This window comes from Zhengella sedimenti (assembly GCF_046506625.1).
GTDB lineage: Bacteria > Pseudomonadota > Alphaproteobacteria > Rhizobiales > Rhizobiaceae > Zhengella > Zhengella sedimenti.
The window spans coordinates 233,480-258,831 of the sequence record NZ_JBKFFP010000002.1 but is presented as its reverse complement, the minus strand read 5'-3'; the positions used below and the strand labels follow the sequence as shown (position 1 = coordinate 258,831).

At 66.0% G+C, this 25,352-nt stretch carries 29 protein-coding genes; 12 read left to right on the top strand and 17 right to left on the bottom strand.

The genetic code is table 11. The features are described from left to right. Positions 1-7: 7 nt before the first annotated feature. From ACLB6G_RS06910 to ACLB6G_RS06900, 3 genes are read left to right on the top strand one after another with little or no spacing between them, the layout of a single operon-like run. Positions 8-457 carry a DNA polymerase III subunit chi gene (locus ACLB6G_RS06910; RefSeq protein WP_410355410.1) on the top strand — a complete coding sequence of 150 codons (450 nt, stop codon included), beginning with the start codon at positions 8-10 and terminating at the stop codon, positions 455-457. Next, positions 454-1,155, top strand: coding sequence for a class I SAM-dependent methyltransferase (locus ACLB6G_RS06905; RefSeq protein ID WP_410355409.1), 702 nt, complete (start codon positions 454-456; stop codon positions 1,153-1,155). The genes ACLB6G_RS06910 and ACLB6G_RS06905 overlap by 4 nt, the downstream gene beginning before the upstream one ends. Positions 1,156-1,176: 21 nt before the next feature. Beyond that, the gene (locus ACLB6G_RS06900) at positions 1,177-1,776 is read left to right on the top strand and encodes a hypothetical protein (protein ID WP_410355408.1); all 600 of its coding nucleotides are present in this window, start codon (positions 1,177-1,179) and stop codon (positions 1,774-1,776) included. Positions 1,777-1,788: 12 nt separating this feature from the next. On the opposite strand, the gene ACLB6G_RS06895 is transcribed toward ACLB6G_RS06900, so the two are convergent. From ACLB6G_RS06895 to ACLB6G_RS06880, 4 genes are all read right to left on the bottom strand, one after another. Next, entirely contained in the window at positions 1,789-2,832 is a 1,044-nt protein-coding gene (locus tag ACLB6G_RS06895; RefSeq protein WP_410355407.1) for an aldo/keto reductase, read from the bottom strand. A 97-nt stretch (positions 2,833-2,929) separates the two neighbouring features. Next, the gene (locus ACLB6G_RS06890; protein WP_410355406.1) at positions 2,930-3,736 is read right to left on the bottom strand and encodes a crotonase/enoyl-CoA hydratase family protein; all 807 of its coding nucleotides are present in this window, start codon (positions 3,734-3,736) and stop codon (positions 2,930-2,932) included. Next, entirely contained in the window at positions 3,733-5,625 is a 1,893-nt protein-coding gene (locus ACLB6G_RS06885; protein WP_410355405.1) for an ABC-F family ATP-binding cassette domain-containing protein, read from the bottom strand. Before ACLB6G_RS06885 ends, ACLB6G_RS06890 begins: the two co-directional genes overlap by 4 nt. A 41-nt stretch (positions 5,626-5,666) precedes the next feature. Continuing rightward, positions 5,667-6,161 (bottom strand): DinB family protein, encoded by a 495-nt coding sequence (locus tag ACLB6G_RS06880; protein WP_410355900.1) that lies wholly within the window; start codon positions 6,159-6,161, stop codon positions 5,667-5,669. An 87-nt stretch (positions 6,162-6,248) separates the two neighbouring features. On the opposite strand from ACLB6G_RS06880, the gene ACLB6G_RS06875 reads away from it, so the two are divergent. From ACLB6G_RS06875 to trhA, 3 genes are all read left to right on the top strand, one after another. Next, positions 6,249-6,941: a glutathione S-transferase family protein gene (locus tag ACLB6G_RS06875; RefSeq protein ID WP_410355404.1), complete on the top strand. Its 693-nt coding sequence runs from the start codon at positions 6,249-6,251 to the stop codon at positions 6,939-6,941. Between the two features lie 124 nt (positions 6,942-7,065). Then, complete coding sequence (gene ndk, locus ACLB6G_RS06870; RefSeq protein WP_410355403.1) at positions 7,066-7,488, top strand: nucleoside-diphosphate kinase; 423 nt, start codon at positions 7,066-7,068, stop codon at positions 7,486-7,488. Positions 7,489-7,653: 165 nt separating this feature from the next. Next, the gene (gene trhA / locus ACLB6G_RS06865; RefSeq protein WP_410355402.1) at positions 7,654-8,310 is read left to right on the top strand and encodes a PAQR family membrane homeostasis protein TrhA; all 657 of its coding nucleotides are present in this window, start codon (positions 7,654-7,656) and stop codon (positions 8,308-8,310) included. 14 nt (positions 8,311-8,324) lie between these two features. Here trhA and ACLB6G_RS06860 read toward each other — a convergent pair whose 3' ends face one another. The 6 genes from ACLB6G_RS06860 to ACLB6G_RS06835 all read right to left on the bottom strand — a co-directional run bounded on the left by ACLB6G_RS06860 (position 8,325) and on the right by ACLB6G_RS06835 (position 13,551). Next, entirely contained in the window at positions 8,325-8,792 is a 468-nt protein-coding gene (locus ACLB6G_RS06860) for a molybdenum cofactor biosynthesis protein MoaE (protein WP_410355401.1), read from the bottom strand. Positions 8,793-8,796: 4 nt separating this feature from the next. Further along, on the bottom strand, positions 8,797-9,048 hold the full coding sequence (moaD, locus tag ACLB6G_RS06855; RefSeq protein WP_410355400.1) for a molybdopterin converting factor subunit 1: 252 nt from the start codon (positions 9,046-9,048) through the stop codon (positions 8,797-8,799). Between the two features lie 31 nt (positions 9,049-9,079). After that, complete coding sequence (pgsA, locus tag ACLB6G_RS06850; protein WP_410355399.1) at positions 9,080-9,670, bottom strand: CDP-diacylglycerol--glycerol-3-phosphate 3-phosphatidyltransferase; 591 nt, start codon at positions 9,668-9,670, stop codon at positions 9,080-9,082. A gap of 100 nt (positions 9,671-9,770) precedes the next feature. After that, entirely contained in the window at positions 9,771-11,837 is a 2,067-nt protein-coding gene (gene uvrC / locus ACLB6G_RS06845; protein WP_410355398.1) for an excinuclease ABC subunit UvrC, read from the bottom strand. Further along, on the bottom strand, positions 11,834-12,595 hold the full coding sequence (locus ACLB6G_RS06840; RefSeq protein ID WP_410355397.1) for an SDR family oxidoreductase: 762 nt from the start codon (positions 12,593-12,595) through the stop codon (positions 11,834-11,836). Before ACLB6G_RS06840 ends, uvrC begins: the two co-directional genes overlap by 4 nt. Positions 12,596-12,606: 11 nt before the next feature. After that, on the bottom strand, positions 12,607-13,551 hold the full coding sequence (locus tag ACLB6G_RS06835) for a calcium/sodium antiporter (RefSeq protein WP_410355396.1): 945 nt from the start codon (positions 13,549-13,551) through the stop codon (positions 12,607-12,609). A 294-nt stretch (positions 13,552-13,845) separates the two neighbouring features. Between ACLB6G_RS06835 and ACLB6G_RS06830 the strand changes: the two genes are divergently transcribed. Beyond that, complete coding sequence (locus ACLB6G_RS06830) at positions 13,846-14,517, top strand: outer membrane protein (protein WP_410355395.1); 672 nt, start codon at positions 13,846-13,848, stop codon at positions 14,515-14,517. A gap of 77 nt (positions 14,518-14,594) precedes the next feature. On the opposite strand, the gene ACLB6G_RS06825 is transcribed toward ACLB6G_RS06830, so the two are convergent. From ACLB6G_RS06825 to ACLB6G_RS06810, 4 genes are all read right to left on the bottom strand, one after another. Further along, positions 14,595-15,194: a glutathione S-transferase family protein gene (locus ACLB6G_RS06825; RefSeq protein ID WP_410355394.1), complete on the bottom strand. Its 600-nt coding sequence runs from the start codon at positions 15,192-15,194 to the stop codon at positions 14,595-14,597. Positions 15,195-15,232: 38 nt separating this feature from the next. After that, complete coding sequence (locus tag ACLB6G_RS06820) at positions 15,233-15,904, bottom strand: ribonuclease T2 family protein (RefSeq protein ID WP_410355393.1); 672 nt, start codon at positions 15,902-15,904, stop codon at positions 15,233-15,235. Positions 15,905-15,911: 7 nt separating this feature from the next. Next, positions 15,912-16,340 carry a hypothetical protein gene (locus tag ACLB6G_RS06815; protein ID WP_410355392.1) on the bottom strand — a complete coding sequence of 143 codons (429 nt, stop codon included), beginning with the start codon at positions 16,338-16,340 and terminating at the stop codon, positions 15,912-15,914. Positions 16,341-16,468: 128 nt separating this feature from the next. After that, a complete protein-coding gene (locus ACLB6G_RS06810; RefSeq protein ID WP_410355391.1) occupies positions 16,469-17,317 on the bottom strand; it encodes a 23S rRNA (adenine(2030)-N(6))-methyltransferase RlmJ in 849 nt (282 codons plus the stop codon). A gap of 93 nt (positions 17,318-17,410) precedes the next feature. Here ACLB6G_RS06810 and ACLB6G_RS06805 point away from each other — a divergent pair, with 93 nt between their 5' ends. Both ACLB6G_RS06805 and ACLB6G_RS06800 read left to right on the top strand, forming a co-directional pair. Beyond that, complete coding sequence (locus ACLB6G_RS06805; RefSeq protein ID WP_410355390.1) at positions 17,411-19,546, top strand: molybdopterin-containing oxidoreductase family protein; 2,136 nt, start codon at positions 17,411-17,413, stop codon at positions 19,544-19,546. Next, positions 19,543-20,199 (top strand): DUF6946 family protein, encoded by a 657-nt coding sequence (locus tag ACLB6G_RS06800; RefSeq protein ID WP_410355389.1) that lies wholly within the window; start codon positions 19,543-19,545, stop codon positions 20,197-20,199. The genes ACLB6G_RS06805 and ACLB6G_RS06800 overlap by 4 nt, the downstream gene beginning before the upstream one ends. A 47-nt stretch (positions 20,200-20,246) precedes the next feature. Here ACLB6G_RS06800 and ACLB6G_RS06795 read toward each other — a convergent pair whose 3' ends face one another. From ACLB6G_RS06795 to purM, 3 genes are all read right to left on the bottom strand, one after another. Then, entirely contained in the window at positions 20,247-20,948 is a 702-nt protein-coding gene (locus ACLB6G_RS06795) for a glutathione S-transferase family protein (RefSeq protein WP_410355388.1), read from the bottom strand. A 90-nt stretch (positions 20,949-21,038) separates the two neighbouring features. Continuing rightward, the gene (gene purN, locus ACLB6G_RS06790) at positions 21,039-21,662 is read right to left on the bottom strand and encodes a phosphoribosylglycinamide formyltransferase (RefSeq protein WP_410355387.1); all 624 of its coding nucleotides are present in this window, start codon (positions 21,660-21,662) and stop codon (positions 21,039-21,041) included. After that, complete coding sequence (purM, locus tag ACLB6G_RS06785; RefSeq protein WP_410355386.1) at positions 21,659-22,723, bottom strand: phosphoribosylformylglycinamidine cyclo-ligase; 1,065 nt, start codon at positions 22,721-22,723, stop codon at positions 21,659-21,661. The genes purN and purM overlap by 4 nt, the downstream gene beginning before the upstream one ends. 198 nt (positions 22,724-22,921) lie before the next feature. Between purM and ACLB6G_RS06780 the strand changes: the two genes are divergently transcribed. Genes ACLB6G_RS06780 through hdaA form a run of 3 tightly spaced genes read left to right on the top strand, consistent with a single transcriptional unit; the run spans position 22,922 to position 25,319 of the window. Then, positions 22,922-23,476, top strand: a complete 555-nt coding sequence (locus tag ACLB6G_RS06780; RefSeq protein ID WP_410355385.1) for a CDP-alcohol phosphatidyltransferase family protein — start codon at positions 22,922-22,924, stop codon at positions 23,474-23,476. Continuing rightward, positions 23,451-24,602: an AI-2E family transporter gene (locus ACLB6G_RS06775; RefSeq protein ID WP_410355384.1), complete on the top strand. Its 1,152-nt coding sequence runs from the start codon at positions 23,451-23,453 to the stop codon at positions 24,600-24,602. The genes ACLB6G_RS06780 and ACLB6G_RS06775 overlap by 26 nt, the downstream gene beginning before the upstream one ends. Before the next feature lie 6 nt (positions 24,603-24,608). Continuing rightward, positions 24,609-25,319: a DnaA regulatory inactivator HdaA gene (hdaA, locus tag ACLB6G_RS06770; protein WP_410355383.1), complete on the top strand. Its 711-nt coding sequence runs from the start codon at positions 24,609-24,611 to the stop codon at positions 25,317-25,319. Positions 25,320-25,352 lie beyond the last annotated feature (33 nt).

The window sequence follows — 25,352 nt, the reverse complement described above, 5'->3', positions numbered from 1 at the left end:
GGATGTCATGGCCGAGGTTCTTTTCTATCATCTGACCGAATCCACGCTTGAGGAGGCGCTTCCCGCCCTCCTCGAGCGCTCGCTGCAGCGAGGCTGGAAGGTGGTCGTCCAGACCGGAACCGAAGAGCGGCGCGACGGGCTCGATCTTCACCTGTGGACCTATGCCGACGAGAGCTTTCTCGCCCACGCGACGGACCGCTCGGAACACGCCGCGGAGAATCCCGTCATCCTGACCACCGGCGAGGTCAATCCCAACGGCGCGACGATCCGCTTCCTGGTCGATGGCGCCACGCCTCCCGATCTTTCCGCCTATGAGCGCGGCGTCTTCATGTTCGACGGGCACGATCCCGAACAGCTTGATCATGCGCGCGCGCAATGGAAGGCGCAGAAGGCAGCCGGCCACGACCTGACCTATTGGCAGCAGACGCCGGAGCGGCGATGGGTGAAAAAGGCATGAGTTCAGACGGTTCCGACGATTTCCGGACACGGCGCGAAGCGATGAGGGCGCGGATCGATCCGCTTGACCGCGATGCCGGCGAGACCGTGGCCGACCGCAAGGCCTTCTTCGACCAGGTCTATGCCATGGCCGGAGGTGACGAGGCCGCGGTGCCGTGGGCCGACCTGAAGCCGAAGGACAGGCTGGCGGGCTGGCTTGCATCGCACCCCGGCCATGGCCAGACGGCCGTCGATGTCGCATGCGGGCTGGGCGACAATGCCGAGGCGCTGGCGGCCGCCGGCTACGCGGCAACAGCCTTCGACCTGTCGGAAAAGGCGGTCGAATGGGCGCGCCGCCGGTTTCCGGATACACGGGTCGACTATCGCGCGGCGAACCTGCTGACGCCGCCGCAGGACTGGATCGGCGGCTTCGATCTCGTGCATGAGTGCTACACCATCCAGTCCGTGCCGCCGGCCATGCACCGCGATTTCTCGCGCGCGGTTGCTGCGCTTGTGAAGCCCGGCGGCAGGTTGCTCGTCTATACGCGGCTGCGGCCCGAAGGCTCGGCCCATGAGGGTCCGCCCTGGCCGCTCATGCCGTCAGAAACGGACGTCTTCGAAGAGTTCGGGCTTGTCGCGGAAAGCCGCGAGCGCTTCGATGTGGTACGCCCGGACCGCGCCATCGCGCATGAATTTTCCGTCTGGCGCAAGCCGGATTGACCGGCGCGGGGGAGGGCGCACATGCTTCGGTTCTTTTTTCTGCTTCTCATGCTGGGCGGTCTTGGCGCGGCCGTCGGTTATCCCTGGGCGGTCGAGAATTTTTCCGGCACCGAACTGGGCACCATCCGCGTCTATGACCGGGACACGGGGTTCAAGCCGGCCCGCGTGATCGTCTCGCCGGTCGATGCACCCGTGCGCGTCCTCGTCGACCTGACGGCGCTGCCGCAGCGCGTCCTGCCGTCCGACAGGACCGTGATCGACATGGTGATCGAAAGCGCCGATGGAACGCAGCGCACGGAACGGCTCGAATTCGCGCCCACCCAGGCCAACCGGGAGGATGCCAGCCTGTCCTCCTCGCAGGTTTACCGGGCCTCCGCCGGCACGCTGGAGCCGCGCATCACCGACGAATACACCTTCACCTTCACGCCGACCGGCGGTCAGACGATCGAGATGCAGGCGATGGACCTCGTGCTTCGCCGCAATGCGCTCGCCTGGGACAGCCGCATCCAGCCGGCAGGCTTCATGGCCGCAGCCCTCGGCTTCATCGGCTTTGTCCTGGCATTCAGAAGCCGCAAATCCGCACCGCGAGAGCCCCGGCGCCGCCGCTGGGGCCGGCAATAGCGGTTTCAAACCTCAAAACGGTACGGGATAGCGCCGGTGGATAGCCTCGATGTGCTCAAGCACATCCGCGCCAAGCACCACGTCCCGCGCGCCGATATTGGTCCGCAGTTGGTCCATGGACGTGGCGCCGATGATGACGGAGGTCATGAAGGGGCGTTGCAGGCACCAGGACAGCGCCATCTGCGCCGGGTCGAGGCCGCTCTCCCGGGCAAGCCCGACATAGGCTTCCATCGCCGGGATGGCGTGTTCCTGCCAGCGTCCGCCGAGATTGTCGGTGATCGAGCGGCGTGACCCTTCCGGCACGGCGCCATTCATGTACTTGCCCGTCAGGATGCCGGTCGCCAGCGGCGAATAGGCCAGAAGGCCCACATCCTCGTGGTGGGAAAACTCCGCCCAGTCCGTATCGAACAGCCGGCACATGAGGTTGTATTCGTTCTGCACCGAGGCAACGCGCGCGCCGCCGCCCTTTTCGGCGATGTCCAGCATTTTCGCGACACCCCAGACCGAATCGTTGGAAACGCCAAGCGCCCGCAGCTTGCCCTCCCGGACCAGGTCGCCGGCCGTGCCGACGATTTCCTCCAGGTCGGCCAGGGCCTGCGCCTTGTCCTGTTTCCAGGGCTTGAAGGTCCAGTTCTGACGGAAATGGTAGGAGCCGCGATTGGGCCAGTGGATCTGGTAGAGGTCGATATAGTCCGTGCCGAGGCGGGCAAGGCTCTTCTCCACGGCTTCGCGCAGCGTCTTTGAATTGGCCGGTTCACCATCGCGCACCGTCCTGTTGCCTTGGCCTACGATCTTGCTGGCGATGACGATATCGTCGCGCTTGCCCCGTGCCTTGAGCCAGGATCCGATGAATTCCTCCGTCCGCCCGGCTGTCTCGGCGCGGATCGGGTTGGTCGGGTACATTTCCGCCGTGTCGAGGAAGTTGATCCCGGCGCTGACGGCATGATCCATCTGGGCGTGGGCCTCGGCCTCGCTGTTCTGTTCGCCCCATGTCATGGTGCCGAGGCAGATTTCGGAAACGGCGATGCCGGTCCGGCCGAGCGGTTTCATTTTCATCGGTTGAATGTCCTGGTTTTTCGTGGCGGGTGTGTTGCGCCAAGACATAACCGGCATGGCCGGCTTGTCCAGACCTGCCGGTTGCGGGCGCGGCCTTTCAGATGTCGTCGAAATCGCCGCCGCGCCCCTTGCCGGCGGAAAAGCGCGCCGCGCCGCCCATGCCGTCGCGGGTGAAGGTTTCGAGGCTCCGCCATTCGTTCGCCAGCGCCTGCGCCGGGTCCTTGCCCCATTGCGTCAGAGCGCTCATCCGGTCGGCTTGCATCGTCGATTGCGGAAAGCGGGTCAGCGTTCCGGCCAGTTCCACCGCGGTATCGAGCGCACTTCCGTCGGCGCAAACCGAGGTCGCAAGGCCGATTGCAAGACATTCGCGCGCATCCACCTTGCGGCCGGTCAGGATCAGGTCCATCGCCCGGCCCTGGCCGACGATGCGCGGCAGGCGTACCGTGCCGCCATCGATCAGCGGCACGCCCCAGCGCCGGCAATAGACGCCCATATAGGCGCTTTCCTCCATTACGCGCAGGTCGCACCACAGCGCCAGTTCCATGCCCCCGGCCACGGCCGGGCCGGAGATGGCCGCGACGACCGGTTTGGAAAGAAGCAGCCGCGTGGGCCCCATCGGGCCGGGGCGCGGGTCGGAAGCCGGATTGTCCCAGTCGTCGCCGATGGCATGGCGCGAAAACCAGTCCGAATCCATGCCCGCCGAGGCCGCTTTGAGGTCGAAGCCGGCGCAGAACGCGCCCGTCACGCCGGTCAGGATCGCCACGCGCTGGCTTTCGTCCGCCTCGAATGCGAGGAAGGCATCGTACAGCGCCGATGCCATGGCCGGGTTGACCGCATTGCGCGCCTCCGGCCGGTCGATCGTGACGACGGTGACCGCGCCGCGCGTTTCCACCCGCACCGTCATGATGCCATCGCCTCCTCGTATTCGGCAGACATCTCCAGCCAGCTTTCCTCGGTCTGTGCCAGCTTCGCTGTCAGGTCGGCGCGCTCCTTGCCCAGATCGGCGGCTTTCTTGGCGTTCTTCTCGTAAAGGGCAGGGTCGGCCAGTTCGGTCTCGATGGCCTGAATCCGTTTGCCAAGTTTTTCCATCAAGGTCTCGGCTTCCTTGATCTTTCTGGCCAGCGGCTTGAACTGCTCGCGCCGTTGCGCCGCCTCGCGCCGCTGGTCCGCTTTCGAGATCGGGGCGGGGCCGTCGTCCTTCGGCTTCTTCGCCTCGTTCGCGGCTTTGGCCGCGCCGGTGATGAACTGGCGGTAGTCGTCGAGATCGCCGTCATAGGGCTTGACGCCGCCGTCATGCACCAGCCACAGCCGGTCGGCAGTCGCTTCCACGAGATGCCGGTCATGCGAGATCACGATGACCGCGCCGGGAAAGTCATTGAGCGCCTCGATCAGCGCCTGGCGGCTGTCGATGTCGAGATGGTTTGTCGGCTCGTCGAGGATCAGGAGGTTCGGCCCGTCAAAGGCGGCAAGCCCCATCAGCAGGCGGGCCTTTTCCCCGCCCGACAGGTTCCGGGCCGGCGTGTCCATCTTTTCCGTCGCCAGCCCCATCTGCGCAACGCGGGCACGCACGCGCGCTTCCGGTTCCTTCGGCATCAGCGCGCGCGCATGGTCGACGGCGCTGTCGTCGGGCCGCAGGTCGTCCATCTGGTGTTGCGCGAAAAAGGCGACCTTCAGGTTTGGCGACAGGGTGAGGGAGCCGGTCTCGGGCTGAAGCCGCCCGGCAATCAGCTTGGCGAAGGTGGACTTGCCATTGCCGTTGGCGCCCAGCAGCGCGATGCGGTCATCGGCATCGATGCGCAGCGTCAGCCGCTTCAGCACGGGCTCACCGGGCGTGTAGCCGACCGACACGCCCTCCAGCGCGATGGCAGGCGAGGCGGCGCGCTTTTCGGGTTCGGGAAAGCGGATCGGCGCGACATGGTCGTTGACGGCAGCCGCGATCGGCGCCATGCGTTCCAGCGCCTTCAGCCGGCTCTGCGCCTGGCGCGCCTTGGAGGCCTTGGCCCGGAAACGCTCCACGAAGCTTTCCATGTGCTTGCGCTTGGCTTCCTGCTTTTCGCGGCTCTTCTCCTGCAGGATCGCCTTTTCGGCGCGCTGGCGTTCGAACTGGTCATAGGCGCCGCGCCAGAAGGTCAGCTTCTGCTGGTCCAGGTGGACGATGGAATTGACCGCCCGGTTGAGCAGGTCGCGATCATGCGAGATGAGCAGCACGGTGTGCGGATAGCGCGCCAGGTAGCTTTCCAGCCAGAGCGTGCCTTCAAGGTCGAGATAGTTGGTCGGCTCGTCCAGCAGCAGCAGGTCGGGCTCGGCAAACAGCACGGCTGCGAGCGCCACGCGCATCCGCCAGCCGCCCGAAAAGCTCTTTGCCGGGCGCTTCTGCGCGTCGGCATCGAAGCCGAGGCCGGCGAGGATGGCCGCCGCGCGCGCTTCGGCCGAATGGGCCTGGATGTCGGCCAGCCGCGTCTGGATCTCGGCGATGCGGTGCGGGTCCGAGGCTGTCTCGGCTTCCCCCATGAGGGCAAGGCGCTCCGTGTCGGCCTTGAGCACGATCTCGATCAGCGGCTCGTCGGTGCCGGGCGCTTCCTGCGCCACCTGGCCTATTCTCATGTTTTTCGGCAGGTGGATGGAGCCGGTTTCCGGCGCCAGGTCGCCGGCGATGGCGCGAAACAGGGTGGTCTTGCCCGTGCCGTTGCGCCCCACCAGCCCCGCCTTGGCGCCTTCGGGCAGCGACAGCGTTGCGTGGTCGATGAGCAGGCGGCCTGCAATGCGCAAGCTGAGGTCGGTGAGCGTGATCATGGCCGCGCGTTGTGACGCAAGGCGCGGCAGGGCGCAAGGGGTCAGGCGAAGCGCCGCCCCTCCGGTGTGCGGTGGAAATAGATCAGGTCCAGTTCCGGCGGCGTGCGCCCGAGCACGGAAAGGATCATGTGCGCCTGCCCGCGATGATGGGTCTGGTGGTTGAAGAAATGCGAAAGCGCCGGGGCAAGCCGCTGGCTGACCGTCCTGAGGTCCGTCATCGTCGTGTAGGTGAAGCGCCCGGCGACCGCCGCCTCGTCCAGGCCTTCGACGAAGGCGAGGATTCGCCTGTCCTCCGCCTCGCGCGCGGCGCGCAGGCTGGCGAAATCCTCATGGAGGATGGCATCCAGCGAGGGCGGCGTCGTGCCTTCGCCCGTGAACCGCTTCATCCACACGCGGTCGCCGACAAGGATATGGTTCAGCGTGCCCTTCATCGACTTGAAGAACGCGCCGCAGTCGAACTGCCAGGCGCGGTTATCGAGTTCGCCGGCCGCGTCGTAGAGCCGTCCGTTCGCCCAGGCATTGTAATGCGCGAACATCTGGAAATTTTGTCTGGCGTCCACTTTCCTTGTCTCCCGCCTGCCGCGATAGTGGCGCCACAATAACGATTTGCGAGGGACAGAACAGTGACCATTCAGCTTTACGATCTCGTCGGCGCCGATGCCGCCCGCCCGTTCAGCCCCCATTGCTGGAAGACGGCGATGTCGCTGGCCCACAAGGGCCTGGATTTCTCCCGCGTGCCGACCCGCTTTCCCGAGGTAGCGAAGATCGAGGGCGGGGCGTCGAAGACCGTGCCGGTCATCAATGACGGCGGCAGGATCGTCTCCGACAGTTTCGCCATCGCCGAATATCTCGACGAGACCTATCCGGACCGCCCGTCCCTGTTCGGCGGGGAAGGCGGCCGCGCCACGGCGCGCTTCGTGGAAAGCTGGACGCAATGGGTCATCCACCCGCAACTCGTTCGCGTGGCCATCATGGACATTCACGACTGCCTGTCGCCGGAAGACCGGGAATGGTTCCGCGCCGACCGCGAGGGCAAGTTCGGCAAGCCGCTGGAGGAGTTGCGCATCTCCGGCCAGGAGGCGCAGGCGGCGTTCCAGAAGTCGCTCGATCCGCTGCGCGCAACGCTGAAGAAGCAGGCCTTCATCGGCGGCGCCGGCCCGCTCTTCGCCGACTACATCGTCTTCGGCGCCTTCCAGTGGGCGCGCGTGGTCTGTCCGCACGAATTCCTGGAGCAGGGCGATCCGGTGACGGACTGGTTCGCGCGCTGCCTAGACCTGCATGGCGGCCTCGGGCGTGAAGTTCCAGCCTGCGGTTGAGGCGGTGTTTCGGGCGTCTTTCGTTTTTCATCCAGACGCGCTATAGCGCCCGCGAACCGGCGCTGCGGGCCGCGCCCGCGGCGCCGCGCCATTCCAGCAAAACCAGAAGGATCCGAGGACCATCATGGCCATTGAACGCACATTTTCGATGATCAAGCCCGACGCAACGAAGCGCAACCTGACCGGCGCCATCACCAAGATGCTGGAAGATGCCGGCCTGCGCGTCGTCGCTTCCAAGCGCGTGTGGATGAGCCGCCGCCAGGCCGAGCAGTTCTACGCCGTCCACAAGGATCGTCCATTCTTCGGCGAACTGACCGAGTTCATGTCCTCCGGTCCGACCGTCGTGCAGGTGCTGGAAGGCGAGAACGCCATCGCGAAGAACCGCGAAGTCATGGGCGCCACCAATCCGGCCGACGCCGCCGAGGGCACCATCCGCAAGGCGTTCGCCCAGTCCATCGGTGAGAATTCCGTGCACGGCTCGGACGCGCCGGAAACGGCCGCCGAGGAAATCGCGTTCTGGTTCGGCGGCAACGAGATCGTCGGCTGAACCGGGACCGCCCGCCATCGCGGGCGAAGGGATGCGAAAACCGAAGGCCGGGCCGCGCGCCCGGCCTTGTGCTGTCAGGCTTCCGTTGGGTTACCATTGTTTCACCGATTTATGTCATGATCGTCGTGCAATAGAACCGGAAACAATGATAACCGGCAGGCAGGCGTGTTCGATCACAGGGAATATACGGCCCGCGAGATCCTCGCTGACGGCATCGTGCACGGGATCGCCATCGCGGCGAGCCTGGCAGCGGGCGGCGCCGTGCTGGCGCTGGCGGCAATCTACCTGGAGCCGGGCATCCGGCTGGCGCTGACCGTCTATGCGGTGACGCTGATCGCCATGTTCTCATTCTCCATGGCCTACAACCTCATTCCGCATCCGCCGCTCAAGCCGCTTCTGCGCCGCTTCGACCAGGCCGCCATTTTCCTGAAGATCGCCGGCACCTACACGCCGCTGACGGTGATGATCGGTTCGGTCTTCTCGCACACCATGCTGGCGCTGATCTGGCTGGCCGCACTTGCCGGGGTGGCGCTGAAGATGTTCGGGCGCATGCATCGCGACCGCTACACGATCCCGCTCTATCTCGCGCTGGGATGGGCGAGCGTGTTGCTGGTCTGGCCGATGATGGAAACCCTGCCTTTGGTCGATGCCGTGCTGATCATCGCCGGCGGCCTGCTCTACACGGCCGGTCTCGTCTTCCACGTATGGCATTCGCTGGCCTACCAGAACGCCATCTGGCATGGCTTCGTGGCCGCCGCGGCCGCATGCCATTTCACCGCCGTGGCGCACGCCTCATTCACGTTGGGCGTGCTGACGGCCTGATCCGTATCTCTCGACTATTCCCAGCGTCTCGCCGCGTCGTCGTCGGCTTCCTTCGCATCCACCCAATGCCCGGAGGAGCCGTCCGCCAGATGTTCCTTCTTCCAGAAGGGCGCGCGGGTCTTCAGGTAATCCATCAGGAAGGACGCGGCGTCAAAGGCCGCCTGCCGGTGCGCGGAGGCGGCAACCACGAGGACGATCTGGCCGCCGGGCTCGATCCGGCCGAAACGGTGAATGGCCGTCAGGCCGGTCAGCGGCCAGCGTTCCACGGCCTGCGAGGCGATCCGCGAGATCTCGGCTTCCGCCATGCCGGGATAATGCTCCAGTTCGAGCGCCGACAGGCGCCCGGCCTCGTCACGGCAAAAGCCGGTGAAGGTCACGACGGCGCCCACGTCGCCGCGTCCGGCCGCAAGGCGCGCGACCTCCGACCGGATGTCGAAGTCCTCCTGCTGGATGCGCACCAGCGGCGTGACGGCGGCCGGCATGGGTTCAGCCTCCGGTCATCGGCGGGAAAAGCGCGATCTCGAAGGGCGTGCCGATCTTTTCGGAATGATGCACATGCTCCATGTCCAGCGCCACGCGGATGGCGTCGGAATGCTCCAGCGCGGCGGCATATTCCGGACCGCGGGTCTTCAGCCAGGCCAGCAGGTCGCGCACCGTCACGACTTCGGCCGGCAGGTCGATATCTTCGCTTTCCTTGCCGATCCGTTCGCGCACCCAGGCGAAATAGACAAGTCTCATGGCCGGTGAACCTCCGCGGTCGGGATTGCGCTCATTGGTCGATCATGTGTTTCAGCCCGGCGCGGAAATAGTCGTAGCCGGTATAGAGCGTCACGAGGGCCGAGACCCAGAGCAGGAAAAGGCCGGTCTCGGTTGTATAGGGCAGGACCTTGTCGCCGGCCGGGCCGGCCAGCAGGAAGCCGATGGCCAGAAGCTGGATCGTCGTCTTCCACTTGGCGAGGGTGGTGACGGGCACCGAGACCTTCAGTTCGGCCAGGTATTCGCGCAGGCCCGAAACCAGGATTTCCCGGCACAGGATGATGATCGCCGCCCACAGCGACCAGCCGGCAATGGTCTTGTCGGTGTCGGCTGCCAGCAGCAGCAGGCAGGTCGCCACCAGCAGCTTGTCGGCGATCGGGTCGAGCATGCGCCCGATATTGGAAGTCTGCTGCCAGGCCCGCGCCAGGTAGCCGTCGAAGAAATCGGTGATCGAGGCGGCCGCGAAAATGCCGAGCGCCGCCCAGCGCGCGAAATCGCTCGATTGCAGGCGCCCTTCCATGAAGAAGCACAGGCCGATGGCCGGAACGGCGAGAATACGGCCATAGGTCAGGATATTGGGAAGGGAGAATGCGCGCGATGCCATGCAAGCCAGTGTCCAGTCTCGATCTGCGACAGTCAAACCAGATGCAGGGCGCGCCGGTCAACCGCGTTTGCGATGCAGCCATGGCTGACTGCGTGTCAAATCAGCCTTTTTCGTGGAAATGGTCGTAAATCACCCGTGCCGTCTGCTCCGAAATCCCTTCGACCGCCATCAAGTCCTCCAGTGCGGCACGCGAGACGGCCTTGGCGGTTCCGAAATGGTGCAGCAGGGAACGCTTGCGCGCCGGGCCGATGCCGGCGATCTCGTCGAGCGGATTCTTCACCATCTCTTTCTTGCGCCGCGCCCGGTGCGAGCCGATGGCGAAGCGGTGCGCCTCGTCGCGCAGGCGCTGCACGAAATAGAGCACGGGATCGCGCGGTGGCAGCGAGAAATCCGGCCGGCCTTCCACGTGGAAGCGCTCGCGCCCGGCATCCCGGTCCGCGCCCTTGGCCACGCCGATGGCCGTTACGGCCTGCGACACGCCCAGTTCGTCGAGAATGGCACGTACGGCGCTCATCTGGCCCTTGCCCCCGTCGATCAGGATGAGGTCCGGCCAGGCGGGGAAGGCGGCTTCCTCGTCATCGCCGCCGCCGGCGGCTTCGGCGGCACGGTCGGGAATGCCGTGCTCCTTGACGAGGCGCGAGAAACGCCGCCGCATCACCTCGCGCATCATGCCGAAATCGTCGCCGGGCGTCAGTTCCTCGTCCTTGATGTTGAACTTGCGGTACTGGTTCTTCACGAAACCTTCCGGCCCGGCCACGATCATGCCGCCGACCGCATTCGTGCCCATGATGTGCGAATTGTCGTAAACCTCGATGCGCCGGGGCACGGCCGGCAGCCCGAACGTCTCCGCCAGCCCTTTCAGAAGGCGGGCCTGCGACGATGTCTCGGCCAGCCGCCGCCCCAGCGCCTCGCGCGCATTCTGCAATGCGTGATCGACAAGGTCCTTTTTCTCGCCGCGCTGCGGCACGCTGACCTGCACCCGGTGACCGGCCTTGGCCGTCAAGGCCTCGGCCAGAAGCGCCTGGTCCTCCACCGCTTCCGAAAGAAGGACGAGGCGCGGCACCGGCTTGTCGTCATAGAACTGCGCCAGGAAGGCGCCGAGGACTTCCGCGCCTTCCAGCGCCGCGTCGGCCTTGGGGAAATAGGCCCGGTTGCCCCAGTTCTGGCCCGTTCGGAAGAAAAAGACCTCCACGCAGGTCTGCCCGCCTTCCTGGTGGATGGCGAAGATGTCGGCCTCGTCCGTGTTCTGCGCGTTGATGCCCTGGTGGCTCTGCACATGGGACAGGGCCGAAAGCCGGTCGCGATAGACCGCTGCCCGCTCGAAATCGAGGTCTTCCGCCGCCTGTTGCATGGCTTCGGCCATCTGGGCCTTCACCGCCTGCGACCTGCCCGAAAGGAAGGCCTTGGCCTCGGCCACCAGCAGCGCGTAATCCGCCTCGCCGATCTCGCCCGTGCAGGGGCCGGCGCAGCGCTTGATCTGGTAGAGCAGGCAGGGCCGCGTGCGGCTGTCGAACACCGAATCGGAACAGGTGCGCAGCAGGAAGGCCCGTTGCAGCGCGTTGATCGTCCGTCCCACCGCGCCGGCGGATGCGAAGGGGCCGAAATAGTCCGCCGCGCGCGAACGCGCCCCGCGATGCTTGAAGATGCCGGGCGAGGGGTGGTTCCTCGTCAGCACGATGTAGGGGAACGACTTGTCGTCCCGCATCAGCACGTTGAAGCGCGGCCGCAACCGCTTGATCAGGTTGGCTTCCAGCAGCAGCGCCTCGGTCTCGGTGCGCGTGACGATGAACTCCATCGTCGCGGTCTCGCCGATCATCCGGGTGATGCGGTTGGAATGGCCGCGCCCCTGCGCATAGTTCGAGACGCGTTTCTTCAGGCTGCGTGCCTTGCCGACATAGAGTACGTCGCCGGCCGCGTTCATCATGCGATAGACGCCGGGGCTGTTCGGCAGGTGCTTCACGTAAAGCTGGATCGCCTCCGCGCCGGTCGCGCCTTTCGGGTCGACGTGGCTGTCGGTCCACTCGATGGCGGCCAGCAGGTCGGCCGTATCGGTCGGCGGGGCTTCCGATTCCACTTCGTCTGCCAAGTCGTCCGCGCCGTCATCGAGGTGCGGATCATGGCCGGCGATGTCGTCCATGGCAGCCGGCGTTCTGCGCCGGCCGGTCATTCCGCTATGCCCGATATGTCGGGGGTCTCCCAGGCCAGGTGCTGGCCGCCGTCGAGCGCCACGATCTGGCCGGTCACGGACCGGCTTTCCCACATCCAGCGGATCGTCGCGCCGAATTCCGCGAGCGCCGGGCCGCGCCGCAGAATCAGTCCCTCGACCTGGGCGTCGAAATCCGCCTGGTCCTGCCGCTCGTTCGGCAGCGTCGGCCCCGGCCCGATGGCATTGACGCGGATACGCGGGGCCAGCGCCTGCGCCATGGTGCGCGTCGCCGTCCACAGTGCGGATTTGGAGAGCGTGTAGGAATAGAAGCGCGGCGTCAGCGACAGGACCCGCTGGTCGATCATGTTGACGATCAGGCCCTCGGCATCCTGCGGCAGCCGCCTTGCCATGGCGCTGGCGATGAGCGATGGCGCCTTCAGGTGAACCGCGAAATGGCGTTCGAACTGGTCGATGTCGAAATCCGTGATGCTGTCGTCCTGGAAGACGGAGGCGTTGTTGACCAGCAGCGTCACCGGTCCGAGGGCGTCCTGGGCCGCGCCGACGAGATGCGCCGCCGCGAAGGCATCCTCCAGGTCGGCGCGCACGGCTGCCGCCTTGCCCCCATCCGCCCGAATGTCGTCGGCCAGCGCTTCCGCCTCGTCCGGCGACCGGTTGTAGTGAATGGCGACGGCGAAACCATGCGCGGCGAGGTCGCGGACGATCGCCGCACCGATGCGCCGCGATCCGCCCGTGACAAGTGCCGTGCCGCGTTGAGCCATGATCCGTTCCCTCAGGTTACGAAAATCGACCACGTATAGCCGGCATAGGCAAGGACCATCACGATGCCGATGGCGCGGCCGGCGGAAAGGCGCGCATAGGCGAGAGCCGCCAGGATCAGCGTCGTCGCGGCCATCACCCAGTTGTCCACGGCGATGATGCGCTCGGAAACCGAAAGCGGCACGATCATGCCGGTGATGCCCAGGATGCACATGATGTTGAAGAGGTTGGAGCCGACGACATTGCCCATGGCGACGGCCGACGACCCGCGCAGCACGGCGGTCATGGTGGTGGCCAGTTCCGGCAGGGAGGTGCCGACAGCGACGATGGTCAGGCCGATGGCTTCGTCGGAAACACCGAACGCACTGGCGATGTCGCTGGCGCCCATCACGGTGAGCTGCGCGCCGACGGGAAGGCCGATCAGCCCGCCCAGGATCGACAGGCCGATCCGGTACTTGTCATGCGGCGCTTCGCCGATCTCTTCGTGGTAGTCGTCCTGGGGTTCCTTGCGCGTGCGCGCGGTGTGGATCTGCCAGGCGATGTATCCGGCCAGCATGGCGAACAGGGCTGCCCCCTCCAGCCGACCCAGGACACCGTTCATCGACATCCAGATATAGACGGCCGTCACGCCGAGCATGGCTGTCATGTTGCGCCGGAGCCCCGGTTCCGTTGCTGCCAGTGGCGCGATCAGCGCCGGCAGGCCGATGACCAGCAGCACATTGGCGATGTTGGAGCCGACCACATTGCCGATGGCGATGCCGGGCGCGCCCGAAAGTGCTGCCTGGGTGGAAATGAAGAGTTCCGGCGCAGAGGTTCCGAAGGCAACCACGGTGAGGCCGATGACGAGCGGCGATATGCCGAGATTCTCTGCCAGGCCGACCGCGCCCCGCACGAGATAGTCGCCGGCGAACACCAGCAGGACGAGGCCGGCTGCGAGAATGAGAAAGCTGAGAATCATGAGGCATCCGTCGGAAGGGCACTTGCCCGACCTATATAGGCGCCGGTCTGCCCCCCTCCAACCCCGGCAATCCGAATGTCACGCCTGTGGCACGATGGACACATCCTCTTTTTGCCGCATTGCAGCCGGGAAAACTCCTTGTTCCCGGTCTCCTTAGGACAAATTCCGGGCAGAGATTGCGACCGGTCCGGCGAGGGGAAATCCCGCGCCTGCCTCCCGATGCGGGGACCGGCGCCGGGCCCATGGAACACTGCCGCCAGCGTTGCGTTGGATGGGCGGCAAAGGAGAAAGAGCATGACCATGAGTGTTATCAAGAACCGTACCGCCGCACTGGCCGCCGGCATTGCGTTTGCCGTCCTTGCCGGCCCGGCAATGGCCGCCGACGCCATTGCTGAGGCTCCGCCGGCACCCCCGGCTGCTCCCGTCTACGAGGAAGCCCCGGCTGGCTGGGAAGGCGCCTATCTCGGTGTGACCGGTTCCTATTCGGCGGGCGAAGCCTCCCATTCGCAGCCGGTGCCCAACAGCCATGTCACAGACGGTTTCAAGGGCGGTGCCTTCGGTGGTTTCAACTGGCAGAACGGCCAGTTCGTCTACGGCCTGGAAGGCGATGTCAGCGGCGGTGAAGTCGATGGCAACAATGCCGGCCGCGGCTTCGAATCCGCAGTTGACGGTTCGGTCCGCGCGCGTGCCGGTCTCGCAGTGGGCGAGCGTACCCTCGTTTACGGCACGGCAGGTCTTGCCGCCGCGCGCCTGAAGGCCGCCGAGGGTGGCGTGATCGATTCGAAGACGGGGCTTGGCTGGACGGCCGGTGCCGGCGTCGATGTCAAGGTCACTGACGACGTGTTCGCCCGCGGCGAATACCGCTACACCGACTATGGTTCGCAGACGTTCCAGACCGGTTCGGGTGCCAACACCGTCAATGCCGACGAGAACCGTTTCACCGTCGGCCTCGGCGTGAAGTTCTGATCCGGCACTGACCGGCAGCAGAAAGAAACCCGGGATGCACCCGCATCCCGGGTTTTTCGTGTCTGGTAGGCTTTGCCTCAGCCATGGGGCACGAGGGCAGCCAGATCCGGATATTTCTCGTCGAACTTCTTCACCCAACGCACGAGTTTCGCCCGTCCACGCTCCCATTTGCCCTCGAAGCGCAACGATGCGTAACCGAGCGCGGCACGCAGCGCGAGATGACCGCCATGGACCTTCCCGGTCAGGCGCGGCGGGTTCGCATTGAAATGGTCGAGCGCCCGAGTCGCTTTCGTCCACTGCTTGTCCAGCCAGGGCTGATGCACAATCTCTTCGGGCCGGAAGCGCCGCTCGTAGACATGGGCCAGCAGCGCATCCATCAGGCCGTCGGCCAGAGCCTCGGTGACTTCCGCGTCCGTGCGCTTGGCCGCATTGGCTGGAAAGATGCTGTTGCGTTTTTCCCGGTTGATGAATTGCAGGATCATGGCGCTGTCGAACACCGCCCGCCCGTCATCGGTCAGAAGCACCGGGATCTTGCCGAGCGGGTTGTTGCCGATCAGCAGATCGGGCTCGGCATTGGTGTCGACGCTGACCGCTTCCAACGCGTAGCCGGCGAGTGCCGCGGCCATGCGCGCCTTGGCGGAATAGGGGGAGGGACCGGAATAGAGCAGTTTCGGCATGGGTTTTCCTCGGGTCGGGTCCGGACTGTCCGGACGTTTCACTGTTTTGCCGGCATGGCGAGCCTCGGGGTGCGGCAACCGGCGCGATCCACTTGCGGGCAGGCGGTGAAGGCGAGCGAGCGGTCAAGGCAGATCCGCACCTCGCGCATCAACCGGCCGTCGCAGGCGACCGCGATCTCATCCGGATCCAGCCCGCGATTGGTCCGCATGAAGGCGTTCTCCACCTCTTTCGGGCTGATCGTGCCGCCGCCGATCCCCGGCGGGATTCGCACCCGTTCGCGCGCCTTTCGCGTGAGCGCGAAATAGTCGCGTTGCGAAAGGCCCGAGCAGGTGCCGTGCTTGCGCCATTCATGCGCGGCAAGGCCGTCGGTCGGAAACAGGTCGCGCACCGATGAGAGAAGCTGGCGCGGCACGCGGTCGGGTTCGGATGACCGGCAATTGGCGGGATAGCCCTTGTCCTTCTGGGGCCACAGCCCGTGCACGACAAAGCCGTCCGGACCGTTGCGCCCGCATTGCCGCCGGTCGGCGCGCGCGCCCTCTGCCTCGCAATAGGACGGCGACCAGGAAAGCGCCAGGACATAGAAGTCGAAACCGTCACCGGCAGGCTCTGCCTTGCTGGCCGAAGTCGTGGTCTGGTCCACGCCGGCATCGCCGCACCCGGTCAGGAAGGCAGCCAGCAGCGCCGCGCAAAGAGGCAGCCTGGATGTCATCCCGGCCTCAGCGGACCACGCGGCACCAGGCGTTGTAGACCTTCCAGCGGTCGAAGCCGGCGACGCAGAACTGGACGCCGTCGCCGAACTTGCCGGCAAAGCCCATGCCGTCCTCGATCATGTACCAGACCGAGCGGCGATGGCCGTCGGACATGTGCGCCGTCGCCTTGCAATAGCGCCGCGAAATCATCGTGTGGGTGGCCTTGGAAGCGGGCACGAACCGGCGCTCGTGGACATGGTCGAACGACACGATCCGCACATCGGGCAGGTGCGGCACGTGGCGCACCTGGTAGGCGAACTTGCCGGTGATGACCCGCAGCACGCGGGCGTCGTCGCATTGTGCGTCGAAACCGATGAAGTTGAACGCCTTGGCAGGAGCGGTGAAAGCGGCTGCCAGCACCAGGGCGCTGATGATCTTCGTGGCCAAACGGAACATGATGCGCCTCGCTCGATGGATGGGCCGGTTCAGGATTCGCTGCCAGTTTGGAATGACGCCGGGCAGGGGTCAAGCAGCAGTTGCCGCCCGCCCGGACGCCGCAGCCTGAGCACGACGGGTCTCGGCGCTCATTCGCCCGCCAGCCATTCCACCGACCATCGCGCCACGCCGTCCTCGGCCATCACCGCGCCGATGACCGGCAGCAGCGTCCGCATGTCCGCTTCCAGCGTGAAAGGGGGATTGACGACGATCATGCCCGAGCCGTCGAGCCGCGGCTCGGACGAGGGTGCGCGCACCGACAGCGTGATGTCGAGGATCTTCGGGATGCCGCTTGCCCGGAGCCTGTCGCGGAAGGCGGCAACCGCCTTGTGGTCCTTGACGGGATACCAGAGCGCGTAGGTGCCGCCCGGCCAGCGCCCGTGCCCGGTTTCGAGCGCCTGTGCGAGGCGGTCGAAATCGCCCTCCTTCTCGAAGGGCGGGTCCATCAGCACCAGCCCGCGCTTTTCCTTGGGCGGCAGTTGCGCGCCGGGCGCCAGCCATCCGTCCAGTTCGATCACGCGCACCTGGTAATCGCCCGCGAACAGCGCCTTGAGGCGTTCGGCGTCTTGCGGATGCAGTTCGATCGCCGTCAGCCGGTCCTGCTTGCGCAAGAGGGTGCGGACGAGAAATGGCGAGCCGGGATAATGCCTTGCCCCGCCGTCCGGATTCATCGCGCGAACCGCCTGAATCAATGGCTCAAGCAGGGCGCCGGCGTCTGCGGGAAGGTCGGCCTCCATGATCCTTCCGATTCCGCCCCGCCACTCGCCGGTCTTCTGCGCCTGTTCGCCCGACAGGTCGTAGCGACCGGCGCCGGCATGGGTGTCGATGACGCGGAACGCCTTCTCCTTGCCTTTCAGATACACGACGATTCTCGCCAGTACCGCATGCTTGAGCACGTCGGCGAAATTGCCCGCGTGGTAGACGTGGCGATAGTTCATGTCCGCTCGCAACCGTTTGCCTGATGGATGGCATCACGCCTTTTCATGCTTCCTCGCCTACACCGGCGGCGCGCTTTCGGCTAGGGTGGGGCCATGAACCAGCACGCTCAGATCCGCATCGGCCACTCGGCCTGCCCGCACGATTGTCCCTCGACCTGCGCCCTCGATGTCGAGATCGGCGCCGATGGCCGCATTGGCCGCGTTTACGGGGCCAAGGAAAACACCTACACCGCCGGCGTCATCTGCGCCAAGGTCGCCCGCTATGCCGAGCGCATCCATCATCCCGACCGCCTGACGAAACCCTTGGTGCGCTCCGGCGCGAAGGGTGGCGGCGAATGGAAGGAGGCAAGCTGGGAGGCGGCACTGGACCATGTGGCCGAACGCCTGGCGGAAGCGGCCCGCCGCGGAGGCTCCGAGGCCGTCTGGCCCTATTACTATGCGGGCACCATGGGCCTCGTTCAGCGCGACGGCATTCATCGCCTGCGCCATGCCATGAAATGGTCCGGCCAGTTCGATTCCATCTGCACCAATCCCGCATGGACCGGCTTCGTCGCCGGCACGGGCGCGCTGCGTGGTCCGGATCCGCGCGAGATGGCCCGGGCCGATTGCGTCGTCATCTGGGGCACCAACGCTGTGGCCACCCAGGTCAACGTGATGACCCATGCGGTAAAGGCCCGCAAGGAGCGCGGCGCGAAGATCGTCGTCATCGACATCTACGACAACCCCACCGTGAAGCAGGCCGACATGGGCCTCGTTCTCAAACCCGGCACCGACGCTGCGCTGGCCTGCGCGGCCATGCATGTCGCCTTCCGCGACGGCCATGCCGACCGGGACTATCTGGAGCAATTCAGCGACGATCCGGCCGGCCTCGAAGCCCATCTGCGGACCCGCACCCCGCAATGGGCCTCGGCCATCACCGGGCTCGGCGTTGACGAGATCGAGGCGTTCGCCCGGCTCGTGGGGACGACGAAACGCACATTTTTCCGGCTCGGCTACGGCTTCACGCGGTCGCGCAACGGCGCGGTGGCCATGCATGCGGCGGCGTCCCTGGCCACGGTGCTGGGAAGCTGGAAGCATGAGGGCGGCGGTGCCTTCCATTCCAATTCCGGCATTTTCCGCCTCGACAATGGCGAGATCACCGGCACGAAACTGATGGACCCGAAGGTCCGCCATCTCGACCAGTCGAAGATCGGCCGCGTGCTGACCGGCGAGGCGGACAGCCTGAACGGCGGCCCGCCCGTGACGGCGCTCTTCATCCAGAACACCAACCCGGCCAATGTGGCGCCCGAGCAGCGCAAGGTGATCGCCGGCCTGATGCGCGACGACCTGTTCGTCTGCGTGCACGAGCAGTTCATGACCGATACGGCGAAGCTGGCCGACGTGGTGCTGCCCGCCACCATGTTCATGGAGCATGACGACATCTACCGCGGCGGCGGCAACCAGCACATCATTCCCGGCCCGAAGCTCGTCGGTCCGCCCGAAGGCCCGCGCTCCAACCATTTCGTCATCAATGAACTGGCGAAACGCCTTGGCGTCGCTCACCTGCCGGGGTTCGGCAAGACGGAACGCGAACTGATCACGGCCATGCTGCAGAAGCGCGGGCTCGGCACCTACGAGGAGCTTTGCGAACGCCGCTGGGCCGACATGCAGCCCTCCTTCGAGGAGAGCCACTATCTGGGCGGCTTTGCCTTTCCCGACGGCCGGTTCCGTTTCCGCCCGGACTGGACCGGAACCATCGCGCCGAACCGGCCGCCCAAATCGGTCGGCCTGCTCGGCCCCCATGGCGACCTGCCGGCCTATCCGGATCATTTCGAGGCCATCGAGACGGTGGACGACGCCCATCCCTTCCGCCTCGCCACCTCGCCGGCGCGGCAATTCCTCAATTCGACCTTCACGGAGACGCCGGGCTCCAGCCGTCGCGAAGGCCGGCCGGAACTGATGATCCATCCGGACGACGCGGCCGAAAACGGCATTGCCGATGGTGCACGGGTGGAAATCGGCAATATGCGCGGCGAAGTGGTCCTCCATGCGCGCCTGTTTGAAGGCGTCCGGCGTGGCGTTGTAATCGCCGAAGGCATCTGGCCCAACGCCGCCCATGAGCGCGGCGAGGGCATCAACGTGCTCACCGGTGCCGATTCCATTGCGCCCTATGGCGGCGCGGCCTTCCACGACACGAAGGTGTGGGTGCGCGGCCTTGTTACCGAAGCCGGGCCGGGAAGCCGGCCATGACGCGGATACTGGTTCCGTCGCGGGGTTTGGAAAGCTGGCAGGCCCTGCTGGCGGATCCGCAGAACCACTGGCGTGAGGGCTATTCCGCCATGGCCGTCGCGCGCTCATGGGAGGCCGCGCGGGGACTCCCGCCGGAAATCGCCGCTTTGTTTGGCCCCGAAGCTGAACTTTTGCTGGCTATTCCCGAACACACGGTCCGCCTGCCCGGTAGCGGACGGGCGAGCCAGTGCGACGTGTTCGCCCTGCTGCGCAACGGGAATGAAAACGTCGCGATGGCGATCGAAGCCAAGGTCAACGAACCGTTTGGTCCGACGGTTGGCGAATGGCTGGCGGAAGGCGGGGCAAACCGCGACGAACGTCTGTCGGGTCTCTGTCGCTTGCTGGGAGCGAAAGCGATGCCGGATCAATCCCTGCGTTACCAGTTGTTCCACCGAACGGCTGCAGCGGTCATCGAAGCCCGACGCTTCGCTGCTCCCCATGCCTGCATGGTGGTCCAGTCGTTCTCGGCGAACAATGCGTGGCTGGAGGATTTCCAGGCCTTCGCCCGGTTCCTCGGCCTCGCCCTCGAGCCTGCAGAGGCCGGAACCGTTGTCTTGCCGGATGGCATGAAACTGTCGCTCGCCTGGGTCAGGGGTACCCCGGCATATCCCTGATTCTCGTGGAGAACCAACCGCGTTATTGCCTGCTGGACGACCGGGCGTCAGGCCATGACCCGCCCATCCAGCACTTGTGCCCGGAAGGCGTCCAGAAAAGTGCCGATCTCCGAAGATGACTGGCAGAAGCTGCGCAACGGCGATTCGACCGGGACGGTGACGATGTTCTCCAGCGAGCCGTAAAGCGAGGCGTCCAGCGAGCATGGCCGGTCTCCGAAGAAGAACGGGCCTTCCATGGCTGCCTCGATGGCTTGAAGGTCGCAGATGCCGAAACGGGCAATTTCGTCGGCCGGATGGCGTCCCAGCCCCTGGCCTTTCAGGTCACGGGCGATCCGGCGAACCAGCATGGGGAAAACGAGACGGCGCACCGGCCATGGGGCCTTGCCGAAAAACAGGTCGCAGGTTCTTTCCCTCGCCATGATCCAGCGCGAATGAACGAGGGCGAAATAGAGATGTTCCTCGACCATGCGGCGGAAAGCCATCGCGATCGCGCGTTGCCGGTCAGTGAGTTGGCCGTCGAAATCAATGCCTTTCACCTCTTCCAGATAGCGTTGGATGAGGCTTGAATCGGCAATGGTCCGGTCGCCGTCAACCAGCATGGGCAGCTTGCCCGTCCGGCTCTTCATCGGCAGGCCGGGCCTGGTTTCGAAGTCCAGTCCGGACATGACCAGAAGTGCTTCGGCCTTGAGCCCGAAGGGGGAGGGGCAGCGCACGCCGCCTGCGGGTGCGAAGGTGATCAGTTTGAGCATGCGGGCGATCCGTTCGCTGATAACGCTGTGACCCGTTACCATGCCCATGAAGGCAACCCGTTGTCAGCAGGCAAGGCGCCGGTTTGCGCTTCAGATGCGGAAAACAGCCTTGCCGCCGCCGCCCATCCGCACGTCGCCGCGCGCCAGCATGGCGAGTGCTTGCGGATAGGTGGCGTGTTCGGCGTCGAGCACGCGCGCGGCCAGCGTTTCCTCCGTGTCGCCCGTTTCGACCGGCACCGCCGTCTGCGCGATGATCGGCCCGTCGTCCATGTCCGGCGTCACGAAATGCACCGTGCAGCCATGCACCCGCACCCCTGCATCCAGCGCGCGCTGATGCGTGTCCAGTCCCTTGAACAGCGGCAGCAGGGCAGGGTGGATGTTGATCATGCGGCCCTGCCAGGCGCGCACGAAATCCGGCGTCAGCAGGCGCATGTAGCCGGCCAGCGCGACGATCTCGATCTTTGCCGCGCGCAGCGCCGCGTCGATGGCCGCGTCATGGGCCTCGCGGCTGCCATGGTCGCGATAGGCGATGACCTGCGTCGCGATGCCGGCCGCGCGCGCGGTTTCCAGGCCCTTGGCATCGGCCTTGTTGGAGATGACGAGAACGATTTCGGCGGGATAGGCCGGGTCCATGGAGGCCTGGATCAGTGCCGTCATGTTGGAGCCGCGCCCGGAAATGAGCACGGCGGTGCGCTTGCGCGGGGTGCTGGTCACAGGTCGAGCGCCCCGGAATAGGTCACGCCATGTTCGCGCCGCGGCACGATGCGGCCGATGATCTCGACATGCTCGCCCTCGCGCTGGAGAATGGCGATGGCCTGTGCCGCCTGGTCGGCCTCCACGACGGCCACCATGCCGATACCGCAATTGAACGTGCGCAGCATTTCGCGCTCCGCCACGCCACCCTGTTGCGCCAGCCAGGAGAACACGGCCGGCACCTCGAAACCGTCCAGATCGATCTCGGCGGCAAAATGCTCCGGCAGGACGCGCGGGATGTTCTCGGTGAAGCCGCCCCCGGTGATATGCGCAAGCGCCTTGATCGCGCCCACTTCGTGGATCGTCGCCAGCAGCGGCTTGACATAGATGCGGGTCGGCTCCAGCAGGGCTTCGCCCAGTGTCTTGCCCTCCGCGAAGGGCGCCGGATCGAACCAGCCGAGCCCGCTCTTTTCCACGATCTTGCGCACCAGCGAATAGCCGTTGGAATGCACGCCGGAGGAGGCAAGGCCCAGGATGACGTCACCTTCCATCACGTGGCCCGACGGCAGCAGCGTGCCGCGTTCCGCCGCGCCCACCGCGAAGCCGGCGAGATCGTAGTCGCCGCCGGCATACATGCCGGGCATTTCAGCCGTCTCGCCGCCGATCAGCGCGCAGCCGGCCTGGCGGCAGCCTTCCGCGATGCCCGCCACGATGGCCGCGCCCTGGTCTGGGTCCAGCTTGCCCGTGGCGAAATAATCGAGGAAGAACAGCGGTTCGGCGCCCTGCACGACGAGGTCGTTGACGCACATGGCGACAAGGTCGATGCCGACGGTGTCATGCTTGTCGGCATCGATGGCGATCTTGAGCTTGGTGCCCACGCCGTCGTTTGCCGCCACCAGCACGGGGTCCTTGAACCCGGCCGCCTTCAGATCGAACAGGCCGCCGAAACCGCCGATCTCGCCGTCCGCGCCGGGGCGGCGGGTGGATCGGACCATGGGCTTGATCTTCTCCACAAGGCTGTTGCCGGCATCGATGTCCACGCCGGCATCGGCATAGGAAAGGCCGTTCTTTGTCTCGCTCATGGCGTCTTCCGGGGGTTGTTCGCGTGTCAGGCTGCTCATGGCATGAAAAGGGGCGCGCCGGCAAGGACGGGCGCCGGGCAGGCCGCCGGGTAGACACGCGTTTTCCCGCGCTTTCACGGCCTCGAAAGCGGCCGTCTTGCCAATCCCCGGCGCCAAGCCCACATTTCAGGCAAATGCAATGGACAGGCAGGCTGACGCGTGACCATTCCCAATATCATTACCGTTCTGCGATTCCTGCTGGTGCCCTTCATCATCAATGCCATGCTGGACGGCCACATGGGCTGGGCGCTGGCCGGGTTCGTGCTGGCCGGCGTTTCGGACGGCGTGGACGGCTTCATCGCCCGCCAGTTCGACCAGCGCTCCGAACTCGGCGCCTATCTCGACCCGCTGGCCGACAAGCTGCTTCTCGTCAGCGTCTTCGTGGTGCTCGGTTTCATCGGTGAACTGCCGACCTGGCTGGTGATCGCCATTGTCAGCCGTGACGCCATGATCGTGGGGGCCGTCACCCTGTCCGCCGTCATGGGGCATCCGGTGAAGGTGCATCCGCTGTTCGTCTCCAAGGCGAACACGCTCGTCCAGATCCTGCTCGCCACCGTGGCGCTGGGCGAACTGGCCTTCGCGCCCGGCCCGGAATGGCTGCGCTCCGGCCTCATCACCGTGACCGCGCTCTTGACCGGCGCTTCCGCCACGGCCTATCTGGTCACCTGGCTCCAGCACATGGGCGGTTATGGCGCGCACGAAGAAGACACCTGATTTCGACGCCGAGGATGCGGCGGCCGCCGAGGCGGGCGCGGCGCTGCGCCGTCAGGCGATCTTCTGGCTGATCTTCTTCGTTGCCTTCCTCGGCTTCCTCTACGTCTTCCGCTCCATCCTGCTTCCCTTCGTCGCCGGGATGGCGCTGGCCTATTTCCTCGATCCCGTGGCCGACCGGCTGGAACGTGCCGGCCTGTCCCGCCTGGCCTCGACGATCGTCATCCTGATCGGCTTCATCGTCGCCTTCCTGCTGGCGCTGATGATCGTCGTGCCTGTGCTCGCGACCCAGTTGGCCGGCTTCATCGAGCGGCTGCCCTCGCTTGTCTCCGGCCTGCAGAACCTTGTCGGCAGTTTCGACCCGGAATGGATCAAGCGCGTCGTCGGCGCCGATCCGCAGGGCATCCGCGACGGTGTCAACACGCTGCTCACCCAGGGCGCGGGCTTCCTGTCCACGCTCGCGCAGTCCATCTGGAGTTCGGGCAAGGCGCTGGTCGACATTGCCGGCCTGTTCGTCGTCACACCTGTCGTCGCCTTCTACATGCTGCTCGACTGGGACCACATGGTCGCCCGTGTCGACGGCTGGATCCCGCGCGACCATCTGGAGGCCGTGCGCGAGATCGCCCGCGACGTCAACACGGCCGTCGCCGGCTTCATCCGCGGGCAGGGCACGGTCTGCCTGGTGCTCGGCATCTTCTATGCCATCGGGCTGACCGCCGTGGGCCTCAATTTCGGCCTGCTGATCGGTCTCGTCGCCGGGCTGATTTCGTTCATTCCCTATATCGGCTCGCTGGTCGGTCTGGCCGTGTCGATCGGTGTCGCGCTGGTCCAGTTCTGGCCCGACTGGATCTGGATCGCCGCGGTCGCTGCCGTCTTCTTCTCCGGCCAGTTCCTGGAGGGAAACATCCTGCAGCCCAAGCTGGTAGGCGACCGCGTCGGCCTGCATCCGGTCTGGCTGATGTTCGCCCTGTTCGCCTTCGGCATGCTGTTCGGCTTCGTCGGCCTGCTGATCGCGGTGCCAGCCGCCGCCGCCGTTGGTGTGCTCGCCCGCTTCGGCCTCAAGTCCTATCTTGCCAGCCCGGTCTATCGCGGCCATTCCCATGGCCCGCGCGAGGGAAGCGAGGGCTGATCCGCCATGTCCGCCGCGCGCGACGATGCACCCCGGCAATTGCCGCTCGATCTCAGCCATGAGCCCGGCCGCTCGCGCGACGAACTGGTGGTCAGCCCGGCCAATGCGGAAGCCGTCGCCCTGGTCGACAACTGGCCGGACTGGCCGTCGCCGGTGGTCGTGCTCGCCGGCCCGGCAGGGGCGGGCAAGACGCATATCGCCACCATCTGGCAGGAGGTTTCCGGCGCCGTGGCGCTGAACGCCGGCAGGCTGGACGCGAAAGCCCGCGCCGATGCCGTCGAGGCCGGTGCCGCCCTCATCGACGATGCCGGTGAACCGGGACTGGACGAAACCGGCCTGTTTCATCTGATCAACGAGATGCGCGGGTCGGGCGGGCGCCTGCTCCTGACCGCGCGCCGCTTCCCCGGTGCCTGGGGCGTGACGCTTCCCGATCTCGCCTCGCGCCTCCGTGCGGCGACGACCGTGGAGATCGCCGAACCGGACGAGGCACTGCTGACCGGCGTCATCACCAAGCTTTTTGCAGACCGGCAGCTGATGGTCGACCCCGGCGTTGCCGGTTTCCTCGTCCGGCGTATCGAGCGCTCCCTGGCATCGGCCGCCGCGGTCGTCGAAGCGATCGACAGGGCGTCGCTGGAGCGGCGCAGCCGCATCACCCGCCATCTTGCCGGTCAGGTCATCGCGGCGCTCGATGACCGCCAGGGCCATCTCGATCTTTGAGCACGGGCGGCGGCAAAACCGGTTGCGTCCCGT